This is a genomic window from Micrococcaceae bacterium Sec5.7, assembly GCA_039636785.1.
In the GTDB taxonomy this organism is placed as follows: Bacteria; Actinomycetota; Actinomycetes; order Actinomycetales; family Micrococcaceae; genus Arthrobacter.
In genome coordinates this window covers 369853-394185 of sequence record CP144169.1, presented here as the reverse complement: position 1 = coordinate 394185, position 24333 = coordinate 369853, and the positions used below count along the sequence as shown (strand labels likewise).

Sequence of the window (24333 nt, the reverse complement as noted above, 5' to 3'; positions counted from 1 at the left end):
AGAGTATGCGTGCGAGTGCCACGGTTGACGATCCGTTCATCAGGGCCGGGCTGGTTCGTCTTCAGCAGGAGGTCTTTGCGGAGGGCGGTCTTGGTTACGGTGCGGATGAAGTTGTCAGTACCAGTGTTGCGCGGCAGGGGATGGCTCAGCGTCGCGTTAGGATTCTGCGTGACGGGGCGTGGGGTGGGCGGGACTTTCACTTGGATTTCTCTCATGAGGCGATGGATGCCTGGGTGCTGGAGCTCAGGCGGCATTTGTATGTGGTCGGGGCTGGGACGTGGGTGACGTACCGGTTTCATGTGTTCCCCGCTGCTGATGGCCGGCTTGAGGTGTTCGATGAGGAGATTTTCCCGCTGGACCAGAATGGAAAACGGGTATGGAACTCTAGTCCGGCGGGGGCCGGTGACTTGCATGCGGAGTTGGTGGCTTTCCCCCGGACCGTGGATAACATTCCGGCGTGGATGTGGGAGGTGTTCCGGGCTGAGGGGGTGATGCCGCCTGTCTATAACCCTGTATTGAGGACGGTGGATTGGAAAAACAGGCGCCTGCCGGTTACGGAAGACGGCACCGATTTTTCGGTGGATGACATGGTTATTGATCCGTCGAAGGAGCCTGGGTTCTTTTCGAAGATCGGCAGGAAGCTGTTCGGGAGCTGAGCGCGGCAGGGTGCAGGGTACCGGGTGCCGCCGTCGTCGTCCTGTCATTTACGGGGCGGCGGACCCGAAGCTCCAGGTGATTGCACCTGTTGAGTATTTCCCGAGGCCGGGCCATGTTGAGCAGACCATAGTGTTCAGGCATGGTGACGCCAGTTCTCCGGTCAGTAAGAGGGATCACTTCGCTGACCGTGGGGGGTTGAAGCCGAACACCGAGTATGTGATCGAGCACCGGACCAAGATGCATCAGGTGACCGGGTCCGCTGTGGATTCGATCGAGAAGTACTATACGGATGCCGCGGGCAAGGTGGTCCGGGTGGACACGTTTGCCGGGGTGCGTGGTCGCCGGAGTTGAATAAGCCGGTGGCGAATGTGACGTATAACGTGGTGGCGAAGGTCGACGGCGGTTTGGAGAACACTTTCACGTACACGACGGATGCTTCCGGGCACGCCCAGGGCGTGTCGGGGAGGGTCACGTCGACCCTGGCGGGGGATATGAACCGGAATGCGTGGCAGCAGCTGCTGGCGGGGAAGCGTGTGGGTGGTCTGGGGTATGAGGGCGGGCATTCGGCGCCGTCGTTCCTGGGGGCTCCCGGGGAGCGGATCGGTTTGTTTGCGCAGCACCAGTTCCAGAACCGTGGTGCGGGGGCGCCGAATGGTGACGGGGCGGCTTTCTACAAAGAAGAAGCGAAAATCATGGACGAGGTGAAGAGGCGGTTGGAAGCGGGGCGGCCGGTGGATTTGAACTGGTCGATGGACACGCCGTTCGGGGCGAAGCCCGGGCTGCCGGACAGTTTTAAGCTTGTGTATTGGTTTGACGGACAAAAGGTGCGTGCCGTGCCGTTCCGTAACTTGCCGATGGAAGGTTAGAGGGCATGCGTGCGAGTGCCACGGTTGATGATCCGTTCATCAGGGCCGGGCTGGTTCGTCTGCAGCAGGAGGCCTTCGCGGAGGGCGGTCTTGGTTACGGTGCGGATGAAGTTGTCAGTACCAGTGTTCCGCGGCAGGTGATGGGTCAGCGCAGCGAGGACATTCTGCGCAATGGCGTGTGGGGGTATCGCAATGGCTTCTTGGATTTCTCTCATGAGGCGATGGATGCCTGGGTGCTGGAACTCAGGCGGCATTTGTATGTTGTCGGGGCTGGGACGTGGGTGACGTACCGGTTTCATGTGTTCCCCGCTGCTGATGGCCGGCTTGAGGTGTTCGATGAGGAGATTTTCCCGTTGGACGAGAGCGGGAAACCGGATTGGGCGTCGAGTCCTGCGACGGCAGGTGACTTGCATGGTGAGTTGGTGGCTTTCCCCCGGACCGTGGATAACATTCCGGCGTGGATGTGGGAGGTGTTCCGGGCTGAGGGGGTGATGCCGCCTGTCTATAACCCTGTATTGAGGACGGTGGATTGGAAAAACAGGCGCCTGCCGGTTACGGAAGACGGCACCGATTTTTCGGTGGATGACATGGTTATTGATCCGTCGAAGGAGCCCGGGTTCTTTTCGAAGATCGGCAGGAAGCTGTTCGGGAGCTGAGCGCGGCAGGGTGCAGGGTACCGGGTGCCGCCGTCGTCGTCCTGTCATTTACGGGGCGGCGGACCCGAAGCTCCAGGTGATTGCACCTGTTGAGTATTTCCCGAAACCGGGCCATATCGAGCAGACCATAGAGTTCAGGCATGGTGACGCCAGTTCTCCGGTCAGTAAGAAGGAGAACTTCGAGGAACACCTTCCGCGCATGGGCAACGGCCGTTGGTATCCCGGGGGAGAGCCCGCTGAGGCAGGGACGTGGGTGCAGCAGCTGTTGGCGTATCCGCGGACGGTGGATAACATTCCGGCGTGGATGTGGGCTGTTCTGCGTGCGGGCGAGGCGACTCCTCCTGTCTATAATCCTGAGTTCCTGAGTGTGGATTGGAATAACCGGCGGAGCCGGCGGTAATCGATCCGTCGTTGGAGCCTGGGTTCTTCGCGAAGATTGGGAAGAAGCTTTTCGGCGGGTAGCACCTGCCTGCCGAGGGCAGCGCGGGTAGCCGGGTTCCGCCGTCGTCGATGCCTTATCCAGGGGCGCATGGTCGCCGGAGCTGAAGGAACCCGTGTCGAACATGACGTATAACGTCATGGCGGAGGTCGACGGTGGTTTGGAGAACACGTTCACGTACACGAGTGAATATTCGCTCTTGAGGGGTCCATATGTGGTGCGGGTTAGCGCCGGGGTCCGAGCCCACGATTTGCGCTGGTCAGCGCCAGTGTTGGTGTGGTTGAGCGCCACCTGAAAAGCTCCTTCCACCGCGTGAGGGCCACGTGGTGGAAGGAGTACCGGTAATGGTACGGAAGATCAAGGCGAAGCTCGTCTTGCAGTTGCATAACCAGGGCCTGTCCGGCAGAGCGATCTCGCTTGCTCAGGGCATGTCCAGGCACAGCGTTCAGGCGGTGATCGATGCTGCGGATCAGCTCGGGCTCGGGTGGGACGATGTTGCGGAGAAGTCTGAGGGCGAGGTGTATCTGGCGCTGTTTCCCGGTCGCGGGGTGCGGGAGAGCGTGTTCGCGCAGCCGGACTGGGTCCAGGTGCATCGCGAGCTGGCCAGGGTTGGGGTGACGTTGAAGCTGCTGCACCAGGAGTATCTCGACGGGTGCAGTCGGGCCGGGCAAGCGGCGATGAGTTATGACCGGTTCTGCAGGCTTTACGGCGATTACGCCAACGTCACTGGCGCGTCGTCTCGGGTCGGCCATAAGGCCGGCCGCAGCGTCGAGGTCGACTGGTCCGGGCCGACGATGCAGCTCGTTGACCCGGCAACGGGAGAGGTCTCGAAGGTGTATTTGTTCGTCGCGTGCCTGCCGTTCAGCAGGTATGCGTTCGTGGAGGCGACGTTGGATATGCGGCAGGAGTCGTGGCTGCGCGCGCATGCGGCGATGTTCGCATTCTTCGGCGGCACGGTCCCGAGGCTCGTCCCCGACAACCTCAAGACCGGGGTGATCTCTCACCCGCGCGAGGGCGAAGTCGTCCTCAACGACGCTTATCGGGAGATGGCGGCGCATTATTCGGCGGCGGTACTACCGGGCCGGGTGCGGCACCCGAAAGACAAAGCCAGCGTAGAAAACACTGTCTCCCACGTCGCCACCTGGGTGATTGCGGGTCTGAGGCAGGAGCAGTTCACCAGCCTGGTGCAGCTGCGGGCCCGGGTTCGGGAGCAGATCGATGCCTACAACCGACAGCCGTTCCAGAAGCGGGAGGGCTCCCGGCTGAGCGTGTTCACGGCCGAGGAGAAGCCGCTGCTGCAACCGTTGCCGGCGGTGACTTTCGAGATCAGCACCTGGACATATGGGCGCAAAGTAGGCCGGAACGGACACGTGGTCTGGTCAAAAAACTTCTACTCCGTCCCGTTCACCCACATCGGCGCGCATGTTGATCTTCGCGTCACGGACACCATGCTCGAGATCTATCGGGGTGATGAGCGCCTGACCAGCCACCTGCTGCTGCCCGTGACGACGACGAACCAGTATCGGACGAACGAAGCCGACCTTCCCGAGGGGCACAGCTGGCAAGCCTGGGACCGGGCCCGGATCGACGCCTGGGCGTTACGGATGGGACCGGCGACCGGGACCGTGATCGAGAAGATCTTCGAGTCTGTCCGCATCGAGGAAGCCGGCTACGACCCGGCCCTGGCGGTGCTGCGTCTGTCTCGTAGGTTCTCACCAGCCCGGGTGGAAGCCGCATGCCAGCTCGCGCTGCGCGGTCCGATACGATCGCCCCGTTACGCCCACCTGCGGCCGATCCTGGACACCGGGCAGGACAAAACCGGGCACGTCGAGGAGCCTGATGACGAAGATGGCGGATACGTGCGCGGCAGCTCCTACTACGCAGGAGGGACCCGATGAGCCGCCTGGACACGGAAACCAAACGCAAGCTGCGGGAGATGAACGCGGGCGAGCTGCTGGAGGCCATAGATACCCAAGACGAGACGCTGAGCATCAGCCTGCCGTTCGAAGATCGTCTCCGGCTGGTCGTCGATGACGCCTACGCGTCGTTCACCCATGCCAAAGTCACCGGCCTGATCCGGCGGGCGGGGCTGCGCTACCCGAACGCTGACCTGCGCCGCATCGACCTCCTCGACGAGCGAGGTCTTGACCGGCCGCTGCTGAGCCAGCTCGGCACCTGCTCGTTCGTGGCCCGGCAGCAGAACGTTGTCTTCCAAGGGTTCACCGGGTCGGGGAAGTCCTACCTGGGGTGCGCGATGGCTAAACGCGCATGCGAACACCGCATCCGCGCGCATTACGTCCGCATGCCCGACCTCGAGGAAGCCTGGGTCGCCGCCCAAGACACCCCTGGCGGATCCGGCAAGTTCCTGCGCAAATATGCGGCATTCACCCTGCTGGTCATCGATGAGTGGCTGCTGGATCGGCCCACGGAATCGATGCGCACCATGCTGCTGGAACTGATGGAACGCCGCTACGGGGAGACGTCAACAGTGTTCTGCACCCAGTACTCGCAGAAGGACTGGCACCAGCGGCTCGGCTCCGGCGTTCACGCCGACGCGATCATGGACCGGATCATCCACAACACGATCTGGGTCGAGACAGGCAATTACAACATGCGCGAGCACACAGCACTCGCAACCGCCTAGCAACCGTCACGGAGAGCGTCAGCGGCGCCAGGCCCCGCGACCGCTGGCGCTCTCTCGCACGAACCCCGGCGCTGAACCGCACGAACAGGTGGCGCTCAAAGCTTCAAATACTCACACGAGGGATGCTTCCGGGCAGGCCCAGGCCCAGGGCGTGTCGGGTACGGTCACGTCGACGCTGGCGGGGGATATGAACCGGAACGCGTGGCAGCAGTTGCTCGCGGGGAAGCGTGTGGGGGGGTCTGGGGTATGAGGGCGGGCATTCGGCGCCGTCGTTTCTGGGGGCGCCCGGGGAACGGATCGGTTTGTTTGCCCAGCACCAGTTCCAGAACCGCGGCGCGGGGGCGCCCAATGGTGACGACGCGGCTTTCTACAAAGAAGAAGCGAAAATCATGGACGACATGAAGCGGCGGTTGGAGGCGGGGCGGCCGGTGGATTTGAACTGGTCCATGGGCACGCCGGCCGGGGCGAAGGGTCCGCTAACTTCGACGGCGCCATTCGCCCCGGCGGGCTGGATCACTCTGGCTGCGACGGGCCAGATGTCGCACGGCAGGGTCGGCAGAGGCTTGTGCGGGCAACGCGCTGAGCCGGCCGGAATCCGCCCCGACTTTGGGATAGCATTCATTTACCCTTCGCCGACGAGCGGCTTGAGGGTTTCTCTATGGGGGAGTCCTGTTTCATATGCGCGTCAAAAAAGTTCTCGCGGCCTCGCTGGCCACCGCCGCCCTTTTTCTCACCGTGTCAACGGTGCCCGCCAATGCTGCGCCGTCGCCGAAGTCTTACAAGAACTGCACGGAACTCAACCGGGTTTATCCGCATGGTGTTGGCAAGAAGGGTGCACGGGACAGGACCACCGGAAAAAGTGTTACGAACTTCACCGTGAATAACACCGTGTATGCCTACAATGACGGCGGCCCGAAGCGCTACCTTCGCGAGTACGACCTGGACCGCGACAACGACGGCATCGCCTGCGAGAAGCGCTGACAGGATCAGGGCTTGACTGGTTCCGACAAGCTCAACGAACGGGCGCGGGACCGATCAGCGGGCGGCGGGTTTCGACAGGCTCAACCAGCGGGCGGCGGGTTTCGACAGGTTCAACCACAGGGCGGCGGGTTTCGGCAGACTCAACCAGCGGGCGGCGGGTTTCGGCAGGCTCAACCACCGGGGCAGGCTCGGCCACAGAGTTCGTCCCGAGCCCCCGCACCGTCCAGCCTTGCGCTTGCCAGGCCGCAGCGTCCAGCACGTTCCGCGCGTCCAGCACCGTCCGGCGTCGTACCAGACCTCCCGCAACCGCCGGCGAAAGCGAGCGGTATTCGTCCCACTCGGTGAGCAGCAGGACCAGCTCGGCACCTTCCAGCGCACGGCGGGTGGAAGGCTCGAAGCGCAGCTGCGGGTAGCGCATCCAGGCGTTGTTGATGGCCTTCGGGTCCGTCACCGTCACGTGCGCGCCGGCCGCGGCCAGCTGCAGGGCAACGTCCAGGGCGGGGGAGTCGCGGATGTCGTCCGTGTCCGGCTTGAACGCCGCGCCCAGCACCGTCACCGTCCGGCCGCTCAGGAACCCGCGGCAGAGCTCCCGCGCGATCTCCACCGTCCGCAACCGCTGGCCCAGATTGATGGAATCCACCACGCCCATCCAGTCGTTCACCGAGCTGACATCCAGGGCAGCCGCCTGCGCCCGGAAACTCCGGACGTCCTTGGGCAGGCAGCCGCCGCCGAAGCCCAGCCCGGCGTGCAGGTACCTGTTGCCGATCCGCGGATCCAAGCCCATTGCCTCGCTCAACTCGGTCACGTCAGCCCCGGACGCGTCGCACAGCTCAGCCATCGCGTTGATGAAGCTCACCTTGGTGGCCAGGAACGCGTTCGACGCCGACTTGATCAGTTCCGCCGTGGCGAAGTTGCACACCAGCCGCGGGATCCCGGCGCCCAGCAGCGGCTCATACACCGCATCCAGCGCAGCCGTCACGCCCGCGCCCTCAGCAGAAGCCTTGCCCCCCGGCACCCCGTAGACCAGCCGGTCCGGCACCAGCGAATCCTTCACCGCGGTGCCCTGGCGCAGGAACTCCGGGTTCCAGCCGAGCAGCACATCCGGCCGCCGGGACAGGATCCCGCGGAGCATGTCCACCGTGCCCACGGGCACTGTTGACTTACCGACGACGGCGGCGCCCCGGCTCAGGTGCGGGAGGAGCGCCTTGGTGGCGGAGACCAGGAAGGTGAGGTCGGCGCCGTCGGACGTTTTGGACTGCGGGGTGCCCAAGCACAGGAAATGCACCTGCGCGCCGGCGGCGTCCCCGAAGTCGGTGGAGAACGTGAGCCGGCCGGTGGCGCGGCCGTCCTGCAGGAGTTCGTCCAGCCCGGGTTCATGGAACGGCGCGAAGCCGCGGCCCAGATGGTCCACCTTGTTGGCATCGACGTCGATGCCCACCACGGTGTGGCCCATGGATGCGAGGGTCGCAGCATGCACGGCACCGAGGTAGCCGCAGCCGATCACTGAAATCTTCATAGGGTGACTCCTTTTCGTTTTTCGAGGGCTTCGAACGTTTGGATTCCGGCAGGCTCAGGCACCGGATCCCGACGGGCCCGATCACCGAAGGCCACCGTCTTGTAATGCCGCACCAGCTCGGCGCTCAACGCCGGCCACGTCCGCCCCTGGACCGAAGCGTGGGCTGCCGCTGCGAACGCGCGCCGCTTGGCGTCGTCGCCCATCAGGTCCATCACATGCGCACGCAACCCGGCCAGATCGCCCGGTTCATACAGCCAGCCGGTGCGGGAGTTCTCCACCAGGTCCAGCGGCCCGCCGCGGCCCGTGGCCACCACCGGAACCCCGGACGCCATGGCCTCCTGGATGGTCTGGCAGAAGGTCTCGAACTCGCCGGGATGCACAAACAGGTCGAAGGACGCCACCGCCCGGGCCAGCTCCCCGCCGCCCAGGAAACCGGTGAAGACGGCCCCGGGAAGCGCAGCCTCCAGCGCCGCCCGCTGCGGCCCGTCGCCCACAATCACAAGCCTGGTGCCGGGCACGTCCGCCAGCACCGCCAGGTCCTCCACCTGCTTTTCAATCGCAAGCCGGCCCACGTAGCCGATGATCCGCTCACCGCCGGGGGCCACGGAAGTCCGCCAGCCGCCGTCGCGCTTTTCCGGGCTGAACCGCGCGGTGTCCACACCGCGGCGCCACATGTCCAGCCGCGGAATCCCGCGCCCGCGCAGCTGGTTGTGTGCGAACGTTGACGGCACCAGCGTCCGGGACGCCAGCAGGTGGATGTTCTCCACGCGGTTCCAGGCCCAGTTCTCCAGGAACGGCACCCCGTAGCGGGCGGCGTAGCTGGGTACCTCGGTCTGGTAAATGGCTATGGTGGGGATCCCCAACTGATGCGCGGCCTGCACAGCCCGCCAGCCGAGCACAAAGGGCGACGCAAGGTGAACCACGTCCGGTGCGTAATCGGCAAGGATTCTCTTGACCCGGTTCACACCGCCCAAAGCCACCCGCACGTTTGCATACCCGGCCAGCGGCACGGACGGGAGCCGGTGCACGAATGCACCGTGCACGACGCCAAGAACATCGGTGTCCTGGGTTGACGGTGCAATCACCAGCACCTCATCGCCCCGTTCCTGCAGATGCTCCAGCACCCGCAGGATGGAGTGCGTAACCCCGTTCATCAGCGGCAGGAACGATTCAGCAACAATTGCGATCCTCACCCCTCAACGGTGCGGGCGGCGGCTGACGTTGCGGGGGAATGGGCGTTACTGGGAGGGGAAGGTTTGGTTAACAGCGGGGCGGGCGGCGATGGAACATGACAGTTCGCACCGGAGCCATTGTTCCGTCGAGGATACGGGAGGACAATAACCGCTGTGGCGGACCCGCCACGGAAGATCAACTGTCGATGAGTCCGGGATCGGCCAGGATGGAGTGAACCATGGGCAGCTATGTGGACATTGACGGGCACCCGACGTGGGTCGACGACCGCAGCGGTCCCGGCGCACCGCTCCTGCTGTTGCACGGCGGACTGAGCAACAGTGACGCGCTGCTCAATAGCATTGGGCCAGGTCTCGCCGAGCGTTACCGCGTAGTCGCGTTCGATCGCCGTGGCCATGGCTATACCGCGGACACCGCTGCAGAGTTCCACTATGCGGACATGGCGACCGAAACCGTTCGGGTGCTCGAGCAGGTGGTTGGCGGCCCGGCCCATCTCGTGGGGTGGAGCGACGGTGGGATCGTTGCGCTCCTCGTCGCGCTCAAACGCCCCGATCTCGTGCACAAGCTTGTTGTCATTGGTACGAACTACCACTACGACGGCGTCGTGCCCGCGGAGATGGACCCGGAGTCGCCGCTTGCACAGGAACTGAGCAACGCATACATCCAACGATCGCCCGACGGAGCCGAGCATCTGGAGGCCGTCTTCAGCAAGAGTTTCACCATGTTTGGTTCGGAGCCGACGCTCACCACCGCCGACGTCGGGCAAATCACCCGACCGGCACTGGTCGTAGTTGGTGACGACGACGTGGTCGCATTCCCCCATACCTTCTCGCTGTACGAAGCTCTGCCCGAAGGCCAGCTCGCCGTCGTCCCCGGAGCTTCTCACGCGGTCCCAATTGAACAACCGGACGTCCTCACCGCACTCATCCTCAAGTTCCTGGACGCAGCCGAGCCGCCCCGCACGCTCATTCCCATACGCCGCGCGCGGCCTGCCATCGTCTAACGGGCCAATCGCGGGGCGGTCCCTCGCTACGTGGTCCTCGGGATGCGGTCCCCCCCGAGGCGGCCCTCGGCCGAGCAGCCAGCGGACCCGGAGGGATCCACGCAGACGGGCGAGGCTAGTCCTGCCGCAGGATCCGCTGGGCGTCGCGCTGGGCCTCCAGTTCCCCGGGCCCCAGCGTTGAGCCGCCCAGGAACCCGGCGCCGGCGATGATCCGCCGCAGTTCCGCCACGGTGCGCGGTGTGCTCACGCCCTGGTGCGCCATCGCGTGGCAGTTGGCGCAGAGCGGCACCAGGTCAGTGATCGGATCCAGCTGATAGCTGCTGCCGAGCTGTGAAGCCGGCACGATGTGGTGGACATGGATGAAGTCCTTGCCGATCTCCCCGTAGGCGATTTCGAAGGAGAACCCGCACGCTGCACAGCCGGGACCATGATGGGCGATGCATGCCCGCCGTGCCTCCGGGCTGCGTTCGTAGCGGTTCACCTCGACCCTGCTCACGGACTCTTCAGGGTACGTACCGGGCACAGGCTGCGTCGGGTCCGATACCGACGCCGGGCCCAACCTGCTCCAGAGTTCACGGATTTTCGCCTCATCGGACGGGCCGATGGTCAGCCCGGAGCCGTAGACCCCATCCCAGGGCTCCGCAGGCAGGGTATCTTCGAGGATCCCGAGAGGGAGCTGTTCGCCCAAGGGCAGGAGGGCATCGAACACTGCGCGGACCTGCATTGAGGTCTTTCCGGGCTCGGCCTGCTGCGGCGCGGCGTGCGGTTGTTCCGAGACAATGACGCCGTGGCCCAGCAGCCCGTTCCCTGCGCGGCCCTCCACGACGAGCCAGGCTTCTGCTCCGGAGGGTGTGTCCTGGAGGCTGCCCACGTTCCAGCTGGCTAGGAACTGGCCGGTTTCAGCTACCTGCTCTACCACGGCGGCATAGTTCCAGCAGTTCCAGCGGTCAGGGTCCCACCCCAGGATGATGGCTGTCATGGGCCCATTCTCGCAGGGTTCTGTTCCGGCTCCCGCAGGGTCTGACGGCATCTATGTTCTAGTTTTGAGAACATCCGGCAGTTCATCAACATAAACCGTCTGGGGCGGATCAAGGTAGATCACCAGCACGTCATCCCCTACCGCGAAAACGCTGGTCCTATCAAAGGGATGGGCGTGGAAGGCGCTTGTGCCGCCGTGGAACGGAAGCATGACTTCGCCAATGGTGCCGGGCCCGATGCGTCCGGTGACCCGGCCGATCTTGCCGGTGAGGCTCCGGTCAACATCTCTATGCATCGGGAGCTTTCGGCGGTGGTTTTGTTGCCTGCCTGCCGTTCTTGAGGGCGGAGGCGAGGGCCGGGAGGTAGTCGCCCGCCTGGGTCAGAATTCCGCCGATCATGCGGTTGATGCCTTCGCCGCCGTTCAGGACAGTCAGCTGCCCCACGTGGGCAAACGGCTCGGCTGCGGCCGCGATGATGGCCGGCATGTTCTCAGCCAGCTGCTGGGAAATGACAGCATCCTGATTGGTCCCGAGCGCTTCGGCGCGGGCTTTGATGCCCTCTGCCTCGGCCAGCGCCTTGGCCTTTACTGCGGAGGCGGTGGCATCGCCGCGTGCCTTTGTTGCTGCCGCCTCCGCTTCGCCGGTAACACGGGTGGCTCCGGCAGCGGCTGCCGCAGCAGTGGCGTTGGCCTGGGCCTGGAGTTCGGTGCGCCGGGCATTTGCCTGCGCTTCCAGTTCCGTTTGCCGGGCGCGTGCTTCGGCGGCGCTGATGTCGGCAGACTTTTGGCCCTCGGCGTCGGTGCGCTTTGCGTAGGCCTTGGCATCGGCGGGCTTGCGGACGGTGGTCTGGAGTTTTTGCTCCTCACGGTCCGCCTCAAGCTTGGCCACTTCAGTCTCCTGGACCACCACCTGCTGGCGGGCCGTTGCGTCGGCCAGGGGTCCGGCCTGGGCGGCATTCGCCTTTGCCCTTTCGGCATTGGCCTGCGCCACAGATTGCCTGATCGCAGAGAGGCTCTGCGCGTCGGCAATCAGGGCCGCCGCCTCGGCTTCCTTTTCCGCCGCTTCGCGGTTCCTTGTGGCCTCTGCGATGCGGGCCTCCATCTTGACCTGGGCAATATGCGGCTTGGCAATGTTTTGGATGTATCCGGTGGGATCCTGAAGGTCCTTGATTTGGAGCGAATCGACCACAAGGCCGAGCTTCTCCATTTCAACGCCGCTGGCGCTGCGGACCTGCGAAGCAAGTTTGTCGCGCTCACGGATGATTTCTTCAACCGTCATGCTGCCGATGATGGAGCGCAGGTGTCCTTCAAAAACGTTGTAGACCTGGCTCTCCATTTTGGGCTGCTGGCCGAGAAATCTTCGCGCTGCATTGGCGATGAAGGGGGCGGCGTCGCCGATTTTGTAAATGACGACGCCGTCCACGATCACCTGGATGCCCTGCGAAGTCACACAGGAAACCTTAAGCTCTGTTTCATTCAGCGTCAGGGCCAAGGTTCTGACAGTTTGGAGCCCGGGAAGCACCAGGGCGCCCTTGCCGGTGACGATCTTAAAGTCCATTCCGTCCCGGGTGTCCTGGCTTCCCCGGGTCAGGCCTGAAATTATGAGCGCTTCGTTGGGTTCGGCCACCTTCCACATCAGTTTTATTGCCAGCCTGATAACTCCAACAATGACCACCGCCCCGATTAAGGTGGCAATAAGCGGGATGAAAGCTGATAAGTCCGGCATGACCAGGTCCTTTCAATGTTGGAACAGGCGTAGCGGTGGAGACCCAAACGATGCAACTGCTGGAACACGGCCGGATTAAACGCAGGAATTACACGCCAAGCCAGCTGTTGTAAACAGTCTTATTGGCTCCCGGCGTGTAAGTCCAGCAATTGGGTGTCCTTCTTCCTCGCAGGGCGCGATCTTTCGCAAGTAAGTAAAAATATTCACAGGAGGACGGTTTCTGCTCCGGTGGGCCGCTTGGGCTGACAGCAAAAAGCTGGTGCAGCTGTCTGCGAGACCCGCAGAGCACCTGCACCAACCAGTAGGACGAATATTCAGACTGCTATGAATCTTCACTCATTCGCGGCTCCTAGTTCCCGGCTTCGATGGATCCGGGTTATTTCCTGTCCGTGGCTGACATCCGTGAGAACATCCAGCCTGCGGCAACCATCAGTACGCCCAGGATCATATGGGTCCAGTTGTCCGCAGTGTTCAGCGACAGGAAATTGGCCACCGAATCAACTCCGACACTGAGCCCGAAGATACTGAGGACGATGTACAGCGCACCAAAGCCCATAAGGAAGTTTCGTGCACCCATTTCCTTGCGGGACATAGCCCACCCGGCCGCACCGATGGCCAGCTGCACAATGTTGAGCAGCATGGACACCTGGAACAGGCCAAGGAACATGGCGTGCGAATCAGGCCCCAGGAACATCATTTCGCTGTACCGCGCGGTGACGCCCGGGATGAATCCGAGCACACCCACCACCATCAAGACGATACCTACACCCATGCCGACGTTCTGGACATCTGCCCGCCCAAAGTGAACGCCGTGCGCATGTGGGGATGCGGTAGTCATTTCTGCCTCCAACCACTGATTGCGGACATTCCAATTTTACGTCTGGTTTATCGAAAAAGCACCGGAATGCGCCGGTGCTCGGGCCTGTCGAAACCGGGATCTCGACGGGCCCGATCACCGGAGGATAAGGGGTTCTGCCCGGACTGAGAACCCCCGCGCTGCCGGACCGGAGCGCTACGGCGGCTGTGCACGGACAACCACGAACGGCGGTAATTGAGCCCTGCTGATTGTGCCTGTCGAAACCGAGGGACGCGGCCCGAACATGGCACCATGGAACACGATGAAACTGCGCGCTGATCAGACCGGAGAACGTGGCCTTCCCATGCCCTTGTGGCTGCAGGGAGCGCTCGAATCGGCCCAGGCCGCCATCATTTCCGCGCTGGTGGTGGTGGCGCCGGTTATCGCGGTGTGGGCCACAGCCGGTTTCCAGAACAGCCATTTCGACGTCCTGGCACGCCTCGCCGGCCAGGCCTGGCTCCTGATCCACGCTGTGCCGCTGGAGCTCGCCACCATCGGCGCCGGAGTTGCAGGTCAGAGCGCATCCGGCACACTTTCGCTCATCCCGCTGGGCCTCACGCTCATCCCGTTCCTCCTCGCCTGGCGTGCGGGCCGCCGCCTCGCCCGCGCCTCCTACACGGACCAGCTGTGGCAGGCGCTGCTCGGCTCCTGGGTCATCTACGCCGCGTTCGGAGCCGCCACGGGCTTCGTGTGCCGCACGTCGGACGTCGTTATTAACCTCTGGTTCGCCATGCTGATGCCGCTGGTCCCGTTTGCCCTGGGCATGGTGATCGGCGCCCGCCGCGAGGCGGGCTCCTGGAGCCGGCTGATCGGCGTCGACGCCGTTGACTGGATCGCCCGCACCAGCCAGCATTCGCGCTGGGCCGGCTCGTACCTTGCGTCCGCAGCGAAGGCGGGATTTGTGGCGCTGATGGCCGCGCTCGCGCTGTCCTGCGCCCTGCTCGCCGTTGATCTGTTGATCCACTGGAACCTGATAGTCGCCGTCTATGAAGGGCTCGACGCCGGGGCCATGGGAGGCGGCGTCCTCACCATTGCGCAGCTCGGCTTCCTGCCCAACCTCGCGATTTTTGCGCTCTCCTGGACATCCGGCTCCGGCTTCGCCCTGGGTGCCGGCTCGCAGGTTGGCCCGCTGGGTACAGCCGTGGGGCCGCTGCCGTCCATCCCGGTGTTTGCTGCCATTCCTTCCGGGCAGCTGGACTACGGGTTCGTGGCGCTGGTGGTGCCGGTGCTGGCCGGTCTGCTGGCTGGCTGGTGGTTCCTGCGCGAAGGCGAAAACCACTTTGACGAATGGCTTTCCATCAAGGTCCACGCCCGCTGGTTCACGGCTACGGCGTCCACCCTGGCACTCGGCGTGATGGCGGGCGTGGCCGCAGGAGCACTGGCCGGGGCGCTGGCATGGATGGCCCGTGGCTCGGCCGGAATCGGCCGGCTGACGGACATCGGCCCCGACCCTTTATGGACGGCAGCCTGGGTGGCAGCGGAAGTGGGCACCGGCGTCGTGATCGGTTACGCTGCCGGGCCGTGGCTGGAACGCCAGCAGGAACTTCACGAGGCGGACCTCGAAAACGCCTAGCATCGGTTTGGTGTCAGCGGAGCCCTCGTCTAGCGCAGCTGGAGGGGGAGCGAGTGTTCCAGCTGAACCCGGCAACCGGACATTGCCTGATTCGTGAGGGCAAAGCGGGAGCACTGCTGGAAGTCGCGGACCTGGTTGAAGAAAAAAGCCGATGTCAGCACCAGCAGCACCATCACCAGGGAGACCACCAGCCCGGAGATGGTCCCGAACAGCACGAGCCTGGACTCCTTGAGCCGGATCGTGCGGATCAGCACCATGACACCCAAGGCAACGCTGGCCGCGGTGAGAATGGCGCTCAGCCACAGGTAGTTAATGTCCAGCTGGAACACAAAGAACGCACCCAGCACCGCCACAATAAACACGCGGAACAGGTTATGGGTCTTGGACAGGGAGGTCTTGGCTGCCTCGCTGAGCGGTGTCTTGGTCCGCTGGGGCCCAGCCGGGTCCGGGGTGGTGTTCATGTTTTCCAGCCTACGCGAGCCTGCCCATAAGCTAGACCCATGCGCATAGTTGTCCTCGTTTCCGGTACCGGCTCCAACCTGCAGGCCGTCATCGACGCCGTGAACGAGGGCCAGCTGGACGTGGAGATCGCCGCCGTGGGGGCGGACCGGCCCGGCACATATGGTGTGAAGCGCTCGGCGGCCGCCGGATTCCCCACGTTTGTTGTTGATTTCAAGGCCTACGAGGACCGTGCCGACTGGAACGCCGCGCTGACCGAGGCCGTGGCCGCGTACAGCCCGGACGTGGTGGTTTCGTCCGGATTCATGCGGATCGTGAGCCCCGGCTTCATTGAAGCGTTCGACGGCAGATACCTCAACACCCACCCCGCCCTGCTGCCCGCGTTCCCCGGCGCCCACGGCGTCCGCGACGCCATGGCATACGGCGTGAAAGTCACGGGATGCACGGTCCACTGGGCCGACGCCGGCGTGGACACCGGGCCCATCATCGCCCAGGAAGCCGTGGTGATTGCTCCGGATGACACCGAGGACACCCTGCACGAACGCATCAAGGTGGTAGAGCGCCGCCTCCTGGTCTCCACCTTGGCTTCCCTCGCCGCCGAGCAGCCCAACTAACTCGCAATTGTTGTCGTTTTGGGCGCTCAAAACGACACCTACTGCCAGTCAGACGTGATTGGCGGATGCAGACCTGTGGATAACTCTCCACGCCGCCGTTGCGTTTGACACGATGGGGCGATGAGGACCCCACGACCCCTGCCGGAGCCACTGGATTCCGTCCCATTTACTTTCCGGGAAGCGTTGGCCGCCGGAGTCGGCCGACGCCGGTTGAGGCACCGCGCGCTGTCCGCTCCAAGCCGCGGCATCAGACAATCCGCAGTGCTGGCAGGCCCGGGCCAACCAAATGACGTTCCGCTTCAGTTCGCGGTCCGACCCTTCACCCTGGTCACGAAGTTCTCGGCTGCTTCGCACACCACCGCCTTTTTGCTCTGGTCATTTCCCGGTTTCCTGCCGCGAAGCAACGATCCGGGCATCCACATCTCACGCCCGGATACGATGGCAATTCCCCGCCGGACAGGCGTGGTTGGCCATGTGGGCCAATTCTTCGGCGACGAAATCACCAGCATCGACGGAATGCTGGTCACGAGCCGGATCCGCACCTGGCTGGACTGCGCTCGGAAGATGAGTGTGGACGAAATCACCGTGGTGGCGGACCATCTGCTGCGGATTCCGCGGCCGGACTTTGAAGGGCGGACGAAGCCCCACGCCACGCCCGTGCAACTTGCGGACATGCTCGACCGGCACAAGGGAACGCCCGGAATCCGGAAGGCCCGGCTGGCCCTCGAACAGGCACGCGTCGGTGCGGATTCAGCCCCTGAAACCCGGCTCCGGCTGTCTCTGGAAAGGGCGGGACTGCCTGAACCGGAACTCAACGTTCCCACCCAGCTGCGGGCCGGCGTCGTACGTCAACCCGATCTGGCCTTTCCCGAACACCGCGTTGCCGTGGAGTACGACGGCGAAGGGCATTCCGAGGGTGCGCAGATCGTCCGCGACATTGCGCGCGAAGAGGACTTCAGCCACGCCGGTTGGCTGCTGGTCCGGGTTTCGAAGCGGCACATGGGGAACGACGCGCGTTCGGCCGTCGCGAAGATCCGCACCGCGATGCTCAGCCGCGGCTGGTCGCCCAAGTAGCTCGCAGTAGGTGTCGTTATGAGGGCTCAAAACGACACCTACTGCGAGCTAGTTGGGCACAAAGAGGGTTACTCGAGCCTGCGCTGCCTGGTCTCGGGGGAGAGGAACGCCATCCACAGCACGGCCAGCAGCACCAGCCCGCCAGCAAGCGCGAAGGACGTAGCCAGGCCGAACTCCGGCCAGAAGTAGGAGGCAAACACCAGCGGCCCGAACCCTGCACCAAGCCGCGAGAACGTGGACGCCCAGCCGAAGCCCGTGCCGCGCAGCTCGGTGGGATAGAGCTCCGACACATACGCGTACAGGACCGGGATGGCGATCTGCACCACGAAGCCGAACACCAGCAGCCAGAACACGGCAGCCGTGGGGATGTCCACCACAAACGCCACAATCACCAGCGTCAGCGCGGACAGCGGACCCGTAATGGCCAGGATCCACTTGCGGCCCACGCGCTCCACCAGCAGTGCGGCCACCACCACACCAAGGAGTCCGACGGCGGCCATGGACGCCGTGGTGACGAACGCCTTGTACTCCTCGAAGCCCGCACCGATCAGGATCCGGGGCATCCACGTCAGCGCAAGGTAGTAGACCAGGAGGATGCTGAAGAACAGGGCCCAGGCCGCCGTCGTGATCTTCCAGTTGAACAGCCACACACGGCGCAGCTGCTGCCAGGCGCTGCCGGCAGAGAGGCGTGGAGCGGCCTGGGGATCGGGCAGGCTGTACGCGCGGGGCTCGGCGCCGGTGGCGAGGACAAGATCGTCGATCACCTTGGCGGCTTCCTCCCGGCGGCCCTTGCGGATGAGGAACAGCGGCGATTCGGGCACGCTCCGGCGCACCCAGAAAACGAGCAGCGCCGGCAGCACCATCACCAGCATGGTCAGGCGCCAGTCGGCGAACGCCGCCACGAGCCCGGCGGACACGAAACCGCAGAGGGCAGCGCCCACGGGCCACCAGCCGTCCATTGCGGTGAGCACCCTGCCGCGCTGCTTCCGCGGCGTGAACTCGCCCACCAGCGCATAGTCCACGGGGATACAGCCGCCCAGCCCGAAGCCGGCCATGAACCGGAACACGCAGAACCAGATGAAGTCGGGGGAGAAGGCGCCCAGCACTGTGAAGAGCGAGAAGATCAGGAGTGTGGCCGTGAACGCCTTTTTGCGGCCGATGGTGTCCGCGATGGTGCCCCACACGAAGGCGCCGATGGCCATGCCGATCAGGTTGGAGGTGCCCACCCAGGCCACCTCGCCGGCGGCCAGCTGCCAGTGCGTGGACAGCAGCGGAATGAGGATGCCGTTGAGCGTCACGTCCCAGGCGTCGAACATGAAGCCCAGCCCGCCGATCATGAAGATCCGTCCCTGGACCTTCCACCGCCACGGCAGTTCCTGGACCACCTGTTCGCCGCTGGGCACAGTGGTGTACGTATTCATCTCGGCCTCCTGAGAAAACTCTAACGCCCCGGGACGGTCCGAGCGGAGCGTCAGTGCCGGGCTTTGATCGCCTGCCGAAGAAAGCCGCCGGCCTGCTCCAGCGCAGCCGCAGCCTGACCCGGTGGAACGTCGGTCAGCAGCACCAGGATGGCCGCCTTCACCGAGCCGCCCACCGATTCCAAGGCCTCAGCGGCCGCTGCCGGATCCGCCCCTGTGGCCTGCTGCACGGTGCGCTGGGACCTCGCCCGCAGCTTCGCATTGGTGGCCTGCAGATCCACCATCAGGTTCCCGTAGGTCTTGCCCAGCTTCACCATGGAGAGCGTGCTGATCATGTTCAGCACCAGCTTCTGCGCCGTGCCGGACTTCAGCCGCGTGGACCCGGCCACAAACTCCGGCCCCACCGCCACCTCGATGGCCACCTTCGCCACATGCCCGATCGCCGAGCCCGGATTGCACGCCAGCGCCGCGGTAAACGCCCCCTGGCTGTTCGCCTGCTTCAGCGCGCCGATCACATACGGGGTCCGCCCGGACGCGGAAATACCGACGACGGCGTCTGCCGCGCTCACGCCGGCGTCGCGGATGTCCCGCGCGCCGGCCTCGAAATCATCTTCTGCGTTCTCCACGGCCTGCTCGACAGCCTTGCTGCCGCCGGCAATGATGCCCACCACCATCTCCGGCGGTGTTCCGAAGGTCGGCGGGCACTCGCTGGCGTCCAGCACGCCCATCCGGCCTGCCGTTCCCGCGCCGAGGTACAGCAGCCGGCCACCCGCGGCGAGCTTGGCCGTGACGGCATCCACGGTGCGGATGATGTTGGCACCCGCCAGCCCCACAGCCGCGGCCACGCCGGCGTCCTGCGCATTCATGGCCGCCACCAGCTCCGACGTGCTCATGGTGTCCAGCAGGCCCAGCTCGGGGTTCGAGGCCTCGGTGATCAGCCCGGCAAGTTCCGAGCGCAGCCCGGCGAGGTCGTCTTCGGGGAGGCCTGCGTTCATGGGGTGTTCAGTGTTGTCCGGCACGGTGGATGTACCTTTCCTGGAGAAGTTCGCGGCCGGTGGCGGCGAGGGAGGCGCCGGTCAGTCCATCGCCCTGCGCCGCCACCACCTCGATCCCGGCCCGGGTGAGTGATTCGGTCAGCAGACCGGCGAAGAACCCTGATTGCACCACGCCGCCAAGCAGGGCCACCCGAGGGAACGTGGTGGTTGCCGGGGGCCCGGCGTGCGTGCCGACCGCACGCGTCACCGTCACCGTCAGGATCCGGCAGGCTTCGTCGACGATCCCGCGTGCGACGGCGTCACCCGCCTCCGCTTCGGCCAGCACCTTGGGCGCGAAGCGGGCCATGGCACGCGACGGATTGGTCTGTGTGGCGAGCCAGCCGGGCAGATTTTCCGGTGACGGGTCCTGTCCGGGCAGCTCCACCAGCGCGGCGGCCTGGGCACTCAGCGAAGTGGCCCGGCCGCCGTCGTGCGCTTCAAGAACTGCCTGCAGGCCCTGCTGGCCGATCCACCGGCCGCTGCCGCGGTCACCCAGAAGCGGACCCCAGCCGTCCGCGCGGTGGAGGGTGCCCTCGCGGTCAAAACGGAACGCCACCGCGCCGGTCCCCACAATCAGCACGGTTCCCGGCTCGCGGTGGAGCGCTCCGAGGTGGGCCGCCGTCGCATCGGAGAGCACCGCCGCGGGGACTCCGAAGTACCCGGCCAGCAGCCGGGCAAGTTCCTTGGATTGCCCGGAGGAGGCTTCCACCCCGGCCACGGCGGCGCCGGCTCCGGTGAGCGGGCTGAAGTAGGGCTGCGGGCCGTCTCCCGGGATCCTGCCCGGAACGAGGCCGGGAGGCGCCGGTGGCTGCAGCCGGGCCGCGGTCTCCGTGATCAGCAGGAACGCTTCCGCGGCGCCATTGTGAATGCCCAGCCCCGGAAAGCCGGCGGAATCGGCGGCGGCCAGGACTTCAGAACGCCAGGTGCCGGCGGCCAGATCCACCACACCTTCGCGCAGCTCGACCCGGCAGCGGCTTTTGCCGATATCGGCCACGAGGACCATGGCATTGCTGTCCATGCCTTCACCATACTTCGCGCCGCAGACACCGGCACGGAAGCCCTGTGCTGCAGCCCGCCACGCTTCACACTCCCGCAGGCACGCGGGGCGGGCCCCGCAACGCGATAAACTGGCCGTATCCCCACCAACCGCGGCGCATTACCGCGAGATAAGACGGAGACTTTTGTGAGCTTCACGCAGCTTGACCGTGTTCCCATCCGCCGGGCCTTGATTTCGGTCTACGACAAAACCGGTCTGGAGGAGCTCGCCAAAGGCCTGCACGCAGCGGGGGTGAAGATTGTGTCCACCGGTTCCACCGCCAAGACCATCGCCGCGGCCGGCATCCCGGTAACCGAGGTCGAGGAAGTCACCGGCTCTCCCGAGATGCTGGACGGCCGCGTCAAGACCCTCCACCCGCGCGTGCACGGCGGCATCCTGGCCGACCGCCGCGTCCCGGCACACATGGAAACCCTGGCCGGCATGGAAATCGAGACCTTCGACCTCGTGGTGGTGAACCTCTACCCGTTTGTGGAGACCGTGAAGTCCGGCGCCGAGCAGGACGCCGTGGTTGAGCAGATCGACATCGGAGGCCCCGCCATGGTGCGCTCCGCCGCGAAGAACCACGCCGCCGTCGCCATTGTTGTTGACCCCGCCTTCTACGGCGAAGTGGTTGCCGCCGCCGCCGAGGGCGGTTTTGACCTGAAGACCCGGCGCAGGCTGGCCGCCAAGGCGTTCGCGCACACCGCCACGTATGACAACGCCGTTGCAACCTGGACCGCCAGCCAGTTCCTGGATGAAGACGGCGACGGCGTGATCGACTGGCCTGCCTACGCCGGCCTGGCGCTGGAGCGCTCCGAGGTCCTCCGCTACGGCGAAAACCCGCACCAGCAGGCCGCGCTGTACGTGGACAAGGCTGCCCCGGCCGGCATCGCGCAGGCGGACCAGCTGCACGGCAAGGCCATGAGCTACAACAACTTCGTGGACGCCGACGCCGCCCTCCGCGCCGCGTTCGACTTCGCCGGGCCTGCGGTGGCCATCATCAAGCACGCCAACCCGTGCGGTGTGGCCGTCGGTGCCGCTGGCTCCGCCGACCCCATCGCCGACGCCCACGCCAAGGCCCACGCCTGCGATCCCGTCTCCGCATTCGGCGGCGTGATTGCCGCCAACCGCACCGTCACTGCCGGCATGGCCCGCACCGTGGCGGAGATCTTCACCGAGGTGGTCATCGCGCCCGGCTTCGAGCCGGAAGCCGTGGAGATCCTCTCCAAAAAGAAGAACATCCGCCTGCTCACCCTGCCCGAGGGCTACGGCCGCTACCCGGCCGAAATCCGCCAGGTCTCCGGTGGCGTTCTGGTGCAGATCGCGGACAACGTGGATGCCGACGGCGATACCCCCGCCAACTGGACCCTCGCCGCCGGCAAAGCCGCAGACGAGGCAACCCTCGCGGACCTCGCCTTCGCCTGGACCGCCTGCCGCGCAGCCAAGTCCAACGCCATCCTGCTCGCCGTTGACGGGGCCGCCGTGGGTGTGGGCATGGGCCAGGTCAACCGCCTGGACTCCTGCAAGCTGGCCGTTGAACGCGCCAACACACTGGCGGGCGAAGAGAACGAGCGCGCCCGCGGCGCCGTAGCGGCGTCTGACGCGTTCTTCCCGTTTGCCGACGGCCTGCAGATCCTGCTCGACGCCGGCATCCGCGCCGTGGTCCAGCCCGGCGGTTCCGTCCGCGACGAGGAAGTCATCGCCGCGGCCAATGCGGCCGGCATCACCATGTACTTCACGGGTGCACGCCACTTCTTCCACTAGGCAACACACGAACGACGGCGGCTGCCCCCTGAGGGGACAGCCGCCGTCGTTGTTTATTCAGTTATTTTCCCTCAGACCCATGCCGGGTTTCCTGGCGGCAAGTTTCCTTGTCCGGTAACCGGATTTCACGGGGCCTGGCTTCTTTCAGCCGCTCGGGCGTCCAGTACTCGAGGATTTCCTCCGGGCGCTGGCTCGACTCACTGTGGCTGACTGGCTCATTGGCGGGTGAAACGTCCTTAGGATGCGGCCGCATTCGAATACGCCTGCTGGATGACTGAGCCCCAGTACGGGCCGTACATCACGGTAGACCGGCTGCCATATCCGTAGCTGTTGATGGAGTTCTGGTAGCCGTTGGAGCCGGTGCCGATGAACCACGGGCCGCCGGAGGAGCCGCCGGTCATGTCGCACTTGATGCCCTGGGCGTTGAACTGGGGGTTGTTGGGATCGTTGCTGGCAACCCCCGTGCAGCTCTTGAGCGACTCGCCGTTGAACGGTGTTGCAGCGGGGTAGCCATAGGACTTGTAGGTCAGGCCGCGCGCTGCGTTGAACTGGACACCCGAAGCGCCGACGACGTCGGCCAGGTTCTGTCCGCTGAGCGGGGAAACCACGGCGAAGCCGGTGTCGTACTGCATGTCGCCGGCGGAGCTCCACTGGGTGGTCGTGTACAGGGCCTTTGCTGCCCACTTGCCATACGGTGCCGCGCCGTTCAGGTATGCCGGCACGAACACGAAGTTGGTGGCGAAGGCACCAGGGCCCTCGTTGACGCAGTGGCCGGCGGTGGAGACGGTGCTCTTGTTGGTGGCGACCACCGAGTTGCCGGAGCACACATAGTTGCTGCCGCCCATGGAGAAGAAGACTTTTCCAATGTGGGAAACCGGGGTTTCGTCAGCGTGCAGGGTGGGCTTGGCCTGGCCGGCCTTGCCCGCGATCCTGGTGCTGGAACCCTTCTCTACGGTGCCGGCCTTGGAGCTGTTGCCGCGGTCCAGGGCCTTGTTGGCGAGAACGTCGCCGGGGATGGCGGTGCGCATGCGGTCCGCTGTCCAGTAGTCGGCCACGCCCGAGCTCTCGATTGTTGCGCTCGCAACCTGGGGTGTGTCCTTGTCCTGCGACGCTGCAGGGGTGGCAGTGGCGCCGCCGGCGGCACAAAGCGCCAGCAGGGCTGCCGCGGAAAGGCTCAACAGGCTGGTGGCCAGAGTCTTGGTGCTTGTCATTATTGTCCTACCTAATTGGGGTGGCGACGGACGTTGGTGGTGTCCGTTGAGTGACGAAACTGAACCTACCCAGATATGACAAATTTGTAAATAGTAGTGTCATATCGTGTATTTCACCGGAATCGTGGGCGTCCGTCCCTGCTTCCCATCAAATTTCTGCATGTCGTACTGGCGCAACGGGGGGCGTTTCGGGGTAATTTTCATTCATCAGCTATACGAATGTCTGACTGGGCTCCGGGCAATTACCGATTCGGGGCAATCGTCATGACTCCATTTGGGAAGTCCGGCAAACCTTCAGCACCGCTGCACGGCCGCCACCTCGCGGTCGAGGAAAAGGCCGCCAAACAGTCCGGGACCGCGGCTCAACAGGGTGCCAGCGCGTCCGTGGCCGCGACCAACCAGCTGCGCGATGTGGACCCGATCCTCTCCTTCACGGCCACGGAGCTACTGCGCAACCAGGACGCCAAGTACGTGTTGCTGTGGCCCAGCGATCTCCCGCACAAAGGGCGCTGACCACCGCTCCGTAGAGGAGCCTGGAGCACCGTCCGGTGCACTGACTACTGCACGACGACGTCCTGCCGCCTGGGCGCGCACCGCCGTCGTACGCTTTACTGCCCTTTTTGCAGCGGTCACGGAAAG

General features: G+C 64.9%; 25 protein-coding genes. 13 read left to right on the top strand and 12 right to left on the bottom strand.

All coding sequences use genetic code 11. The annotated features are described in order from the left end of the window. Positions 1-5 precede the first annotated feature (5 nt). The 6 genes from V3C33_01740 (at position 6) to V3C33_01715 (ending at position 5262) form a co-directional block, all read left to right on the top strand. The gene (locus V3C33_01740; GenBank protein XAS68081.1) at positions 6-656 is read left to right on the top strand and encodes a hypothetical protein; all 651 of its coding nucleotides are present in this window, start codon (positions 6-8) and stop codon (positions 654-656) included. 196 nt (positions 657-852) lie between these two features. Continuing rightward, positions 853-1008, top strand: coding sequence for a hypothetical protein (locus tag V3C33_01735; GenBank protein XAS68080.1), 156 nt, complete (start codon positions 853-855; stop codon positions 1006-1008). Between the two features lie 8 nt (positions 1009-1016). Then, positions 1017-1523: a hypothetical protein gene (locus tag V3C33_01730; GenBank protein XAS68079.1), complete on the top strand. Its 507-nt coding sequence runs from the start codon at positions 1017-1019 to the stop codon at positions 1521-1523. Between the two features lie 5 nt (positions 1524-1528). Further along, positions 1529-2179 carry a hypothetical protein gene (locus V3C33_01725; protein ID XAS68078.1) on the top strand — a complete coding sequence of 217 codons (651 nt, stop codon included), beginning with the start codon at positions 1529-1531 and terminating at the stop codon, positions 2177-2179. A 783-nt stretch (positions 2180-2962) separates the two neighbouring features. Continuing rightward, complete coding sequence (gene istA / locus V3C33_01720; GenBank protein ID XAS68077.1) at positions 2963-4516, top strand: IS21 family transposase; 1554 nt, start codon at positions 2963-2965, stop codon at positions 4514-4516. Next, a complete protein-coding gene (locus tag V3C33_01715; GenBank protein XAS68076.1) occupies positions 4513-5262 on the top strand; it encodes an ATP-binding protein in 750 nt (249 codons plus the stop codon). Before istA ends, V3C33_01715 begins: the two co-directional genes overlap by 4 nt. 367 nt (positions 5263-5629) lie before the next feature. Here V3C33_01715 and V3C33_01710 read toward each other — a convergent pair whose 3' ends face one another. Next, positions 5630-5884: a hypothetical protein gene (locus V3C33_01710; GenBank protein ID XAS68075.1), complete on the bottom strand. Its 255-nt coding sequence runs from the start codon at positions 5882-5884 to the stop codon at positions 5630-5632. Positions 5885-5940: 56 nt separating this feature from the next. On the opposite strand from V3C33_01710, the gene V3C33_01705 reads away from it, so the two are divergent. Next, positions 5941-6243, top strand: coding sequence for an excalibur calcium-binding domain-containing protein (locus tag V3C33_01705; GenBank protein ID XAS68074.1), 303 nt, complete (start codon positions 5941-5943; stop codon positions 6241-6243). Positions 6244-6274: 31 nt separating this feature from the next. On the opposite strand, the gene V3C33_01700 is transcribed toward V3C33_01705, so the two are convergent. After that, a complete protein-coding gene (locus tag V3C33_01700) occupies positions 6275-7759 on the bottom strand; it encodes a UDP-glucose/GDP-mannose dehydrogenase family protein (GenBank protein XAS68073.1) in 1485 nt (494 codons plus the stop codon). Beyond that, positions 7756-8952, bottom strand: a complete 1197-nt coding sequence (locus V3C33_01695) for a glycosyltransferase family 1 protein (GenBank protein ID XAS68072.1) — start codon at positions 8950-8952, stop codon at positions 7756-7758. Before V3C33_01695 ends, V3C33_01700 begins: the two co-directional genes overlap by 4 nt. A 218-nt stretch (positions 8953-9170) precedes the next feature. Here V3C33_01695 and V3C33_01690 point away from each other — a divergent pair, with 218 nt between their 5' ends. Next, positions 9171-9953: an alpha/beta hydrolase gene (locus V3C33_01690; protein XAS68071.1), complete on the top strand. Its 783-nt coding sequence runs from the start codon at positions 9171-9173 to the stop codon at positions 9951-9953. Between the two features lie 115 nt (positions 9954-10068). Here the strand turns inward: V3C33_01690 and V3C33_01685 are convergent, their stop codons facing one another. From V3C33_01685 to V3C33_01670, 4 genes are all read right to left on the bottom strand, one after another. Continuing rightward, positions 10069-10932 (bottom strand): HNH endonuclease, encoded by an 864-nt coding sequence (locus V3C33_01685; protein XAS68070.1) that lies wholly within the window; start codon positions 10930-10932, stop codon positions 10069-10071. A gap of 51 nt (positions 10933-10983) precedes the next feature. Then, the gene (locus V3C33_01680; GenBank protein XAS68069.1) at positions 10984-11226 is read right to left on the bottom strand and encodes a hypothetical protein; all 243 of its coding nucleotides are present in this window, start codon (positions 11224-11226) and stop codon (positions 10984-10986) included. Next, a complete protein-coding gene (locus V3C33_01675; GenBank protein XAS68068.1) occupies positions 11219-12655 on the bottom strand; it encodes an SPFH domain-containing protein in 1437 nt (478 codons plus the stop codon). The genes V3C33_01680 and V3C33_01675 overlap by 8 nt, the downstream gene beginning before the upstream one ends. Before the next feature lie 376 nt (positions 12656-13031). Then, positions 13032-13493 carry a DUF4383 domain-containing protein gene (locus V3C33_01670; GenBank protein XAS68067.1) on the bottom strand — a complete coding sequence of 154 codons (462 nt, stop codon included), beginning with the start codon at positions 13491-13493 and terminating at the stop codon, positions 13032-13034. A 280-nt stretch (positions 13494-13773) separates the two neighbouring features. On the opposite strand from V3C33_01670, the gene V3C33_01665 reads away from it, so the two are divergent. Then, complete coding sequence (locus V3C33_01665) at positions 13774-15084, top strand: DUF6350 family protein (GenBank protein XAS68066.1); 1311 nt, start codon at positions 13774-13776, stop codon at positions 15082-15084. Between the two features lie 29 nt (positions 15085-15113). On the opposite strand, the gene V3C33_01660 is transcribed toward V3C33_01665, so the two are convergent. Then, the gene (locus tag V3C33_01660) at positions 15114-15545 is read right to left on the bottom strand and encodes a hypothetical protein (GenBank protein XAS68065.1); all 432 of its coding nucleotides are present in this window, start codon (positions 15543-15545) and stop codon (positions 15114-15116) included. Positions 15546-15584: 39 nt separating this feature from the next. On the opposite strand from V3C33_01660, the gene purN reads away from it, so the two are divergent. Together purN and V3C33_01650 are read left to right on the top strand one after the other, a co-directional pair. Further along, a complete protein-coding gene (gene purN, locus V3C33_01655; GenBank protein XAS68064.1) occupies positions 15585-16157 on the top strand; it encodes a phosphoribosylglycinamide formyltransferase in 573 nt (190 codons plus the stop codon). Between the two features lie 261 nt (positions 16158-16418). Next, entirely contained in the window at positions 16419-17231 is an 813-nt protein-coding gene (locus V3C33_01650; protein XAS68063.1) for a hypothetical protein, read from the top strand. Positions 17232-17299: 68 nt separating this feature from the next. On the opposite strand, the gene V3C33_01645 is transcribed toward V3C33_01650, so the two are convergent. The 3 genes from V3C33_01645 to V3C33_01635 are packed head-to-tail and all read right to left on the bottom strand — an operon-like array spanning position 17300 to position 20701. Continuing rightward, complete coding sequence (locus V3C33_01645) at positions 17300-18652, bottom strand: MFS transporter (GenBank protein XAS68062.1); 1353 nt, start codon at positions 18650-18652, stop codon at positions 17300-17302. A gap of 50 nt (positions 18653-18702) precedes the next feature. Then, the gene (gene murQ / locus V3C33_01640) at positions 18703-19668 is read right to left on the bottom strand and encodes an N-acetylmuramic acid 6-phosphate etherase (GenBank protein ID XAS68061.1); all 966 of its coding nucleotides are present in this window, start codon (positions 19666-19668) and stop codon (positions 18703-18705) included. Next, the gene (locus V3C33_01635; protein XAS68060.1) at positions 19652-20701 is read right to left on the bottom strand and encodes a BadF/BadG/BcrA/BcrD ATPase family protein; all 1050 of its coding nucleotides are present in this window, start codon (positions 20699-20701) and stop codon (positions 19652-19654) included. The genes murQ and V3C33_01635 overlap by 17 nt, the downstream gene beginning before the upstream one ends. Before the next feature lie 165 nt (positions 20702-20866). On the opposite strand from V3C33_01635, the gene purH reads away from it, so the two are divergent. Then, positions 20867-22483 carry a bifunctional phosphoribosylaminoimidazolecarboxamide formyltransferase/IMP cyclohydrolase gene (gene purH / locus V3C33_01630; protein XAS68059.1) on the top strand — a complete coding sequence of 539 codons (1617 nt, stop codon included), beginning with the start codon at positions 20867-20869 and terminating at the stop codon, positions 22481-22483. 236 nt (positions 22484-22719) lie between these two features. Here purH and V3C33_01625 read toward each other — a convergent pair whose 3' ends face one another. Next, positions 22720-23694 carry a hypothetical protein gene (locus V3C33_01625; GenBank protein ID XAS68058.1) on the bottom strand — a complete coding sequence of 325 codons (975 nt, stop codon included), beginning with the start codon at positions 23692-23694 and terminating at the stop codon, positions 22720-22722. A gap of 264 nt (positions 23695-23958) precedes the next feature. Here V3C33_01625 and V3C33_01620 point away from each other — a divergent pair, with 264 nt between their 5' ends. Further along, complete coding sequence (locus V3C33_01620; protein ID XAS68057.1) at positions 23959-24207, top strand: hypothetical protein; 249 nt, start codon at positions 23959-23961, stop codon at positions 24205-24207. The last annotated feature ends 126 nt before the right edge of the window (positions 24208-24333 follow it).